The organism is Thauera sp. AutoDN2, from assembly GCF_051280715.1.
Taxonomy (GTDB): Bacteria; Pseudomonadota; Gammaproteobacteria; order Burkholderiales; family Rhodocyclaceae; genus Thauera.
The window spans coordinates 1-1,908 of sequence record NZ_JBNCAR010000089.1 but is presented as its reverse complement, the minus strand read 5'-3'; the positions used below and the strand labels follow the sequence as shown (position 1 = coordinate 1,908).

The following is a 1,908-nucleotide window of genomic DNA, read 5'->3' as shown; positions in this document are numbered from 1 at the left end:
GCGAACGCGCCGACGCGCGCCTTTGTGCCGCTGAGGTTCGAGCTGGGCGAAGCGTTCCAGTTCGACTGGAGCGAAGAGCGGCTGGTGATCGGCGGGGTCTGGCGGAAGCTTCTGGTGGCGCACCTGAAGTTGTGTGCGAGCCGAGCCTTCGTGCTGATCGCCTACCCGAGCCAAAGTCACGAGATGCTGTTCGACGCCCACACACGCAGTTTCCAGGCGCTGGGCGGGATTCCCCGGCGCGGCATCTACGACAACATGAAGACGGCGGTCGACAAGGTCAAGAAGGGTAAGGGCCGGGTGGTCAATGCACGCTTCTCGGCGCTGTGCTCGCACTATCTGTTCGATCCGGACTTCTGCAACGTCGCCTCGGGATGGGAGAAAGGTGTCGTCGAGAAGAACGTGCAGGACAGCCGGCGGCGGATCTGGCAGGAGGCCGGCACGTTGCGCTTTGGCGGCTTTGCTGAGCTGAACGCCTGGCTGCTGGCCCGTTGCCAGGCCCTGTGGCAGGAAGTGCGTCATCCCGAGTACGCGTTGTCGGTGGCCGAGATGCTCGAACACGAGCAACCGCACCTGATGCCGATGGTGTCTGCCTTCGATGGGTATGTCGAAGAGCCGGGCCGCGTGTCGAGCACCTGTCTGGTGACGGCCGCCCGCAACCACTACTCGGTGCCGTGCGAGCTGGCGGGCAAGCTGATCAGCAAGCGGTTCTATCCGGAGCGCATCGAGATCGTGTTCGACGAGGTCGTGATGGCAAGTCACCCGCGCCTGTTCGAGCGGGGGCAAACCCGCTACGACTGGCGCCACTACCTGCCGCTGGTGGAGCGCAAGCCCGGGGTGTTGAGGAACGGGGCGCCGTTTGCCGAGATGCCCGAGCCGCTGGTGCGGCTGCAACGCCTGCTGCTGCGGCGCGAAGGCGGTGACCGGGTGATGAGCCAGATGCTCGCGGTGGTGCCCAAGGCCGGGCTCGACACGGTGCTCGTCGCCGTCGAGTTGGTGCTCGAATCGGGCGTGGTCAGTGTGGAGCATGTGCTCAATGTCATTGCCCGGCTCAACCAGGCGCCGTTGCCCGAATCGGTGCCGACCACGCTGCAGGTCAAGGAGGCGCCGGTGGCCGACACCGGTCGCTACGACCGCCTGCGTACCCAGGAGGCTGATCATGCGTGAGCTCGGCGCCGAACTGAAAGCCTTGCGTCTGTATGGCATGGCCAGCACCTGGGCCGAGTTGAGCGCCAATGGCGGTGACGTCGGGCTCCAGAGCGCGCGCTGGCTCATCGAGCGCCTGTTGGAGGCCGAATCCACCGACCGCGCCATGCGCTCGGTCCGCTACCAGATGTCGGCCGCCCGCTTCCCCGTTCATCGGGATCTGGCGGGTTTCGACTTCGGGCAGTCGTGCGTTGAGCGCAAGCTCATCACAGCACTGGCCGATCTGTCGTTTACCGACCAGGCGCACAACGTCGTCTTCATCGGCGGGCCGGGCACGGGCAAGACCCATCTGGCAACGGCGCTGGGCGTCTCAGGGATTACGCGTCATGGCCGGCGAGTGCGCTTTTACTCGACGGTCGATCTGGTCAATGCGCTCGAACAGGAGAAGGCCGCTGGCAAAGCCGGGCGGCTTGCGCTGTCGCTGCGCAGCATGGATCTGGTCATCCTCGATGAGCTGGGCTATCTCCCCTTCAGCCAAGCCGGCGGCGCCTTGCTCTTCCACCTGCTCTCCAAGCTCTACGAACACACCAGCGTGATGATCACGACCAACCTGACCTTCGGGGAATGGGCCAGCGTGTTCGGCGACGCCAAGATGACGACGGCGCTGCTGGACCGGCTGACGCATCACTGCCACATCGTGGAGACCGGTAACGAGTCGTGGCGCTTCCAGCACAGCAGCGCGGCCGCCAAGTCCCGCATCCAGTC

General features: G+C 65.4%; 2 protein-coding genes. Both read left to right on the top strand.

Annotated features, from left to right (window positions below; all coding sequences use genetic code 11):
- Positions 1-1,164, top strand: a 1,164-nt coding sequence (istA, locus tag ACPT9U_RS17590) for an IS21 family transposase (RefSeq protein ID WP_435751904.1), incomplete at its 5' end; no start/stop codon positions are given.
- On the top strand, positions 1,157-1,908 hold a 752-nt coding region (gene istB, locus ACPT9U_RS17585), incomplete at its 3' end, for an IS21-like element helper ATPase IstB (protein WP_435751903.1). The genes istA and istB, both read left to right, overlap by 8 nt.